Source organism: Nonomuraea sp. PA05, assembly GCF_008086045.1.
In the GTDB taxonomy this organism is placed as follows: domain Bacteria; phylum Actinomycetota; class Actinomycetes; order Streptosporangiales; family Streptosporangiaceae; genus Nonomuraea; species Nonomuraea monospora.
Genome location: NZ_VSEY01000130.1, coordinates 1 through 257 on the forward strand (window position 1 = coordinate 1; position 257 = coordinate 257).

Consider the following 257-nt stretch of genomic DNA (forward strand, 5'->3'; position numbering starts at 1 on the left):
CGGGCGTTCTCCACGGCGACGCCGGCGGCGGTGGCCAGCGCGATCACGACGGCCTCGTCCTCCTCGTCGAACTCGCCGCCGCCGCGCTTCTCGGTCAGGTACAGGTTGCCGAACACCTCGTCGCGCACCCTGACCGGCACGCCGAGGAAGGTGCCCATCGGCGGGTGGCCGGGCGGGAAGCCGTAGGACTCGGGGTGGTCGGAGATGCGGCCCAGCCGCAGCGGCCGGGCGTCCTTGATCAGCAGGCCGAGCAGGCC

1 protein-coding gene is annotated in these 257 nt (G+C 73.9%); it reads right to left on the reverse strand.

Annotated elements, in window-relative coordinates:
- Positions 1 to 257, reverse strand: a 257-nt coding sequence (locus FXF51_RS60325) for a GAF domain-containing protein (RefSeq protein ID WP_148443848.1), incomplete at both ends; no start/stop codon positions are given.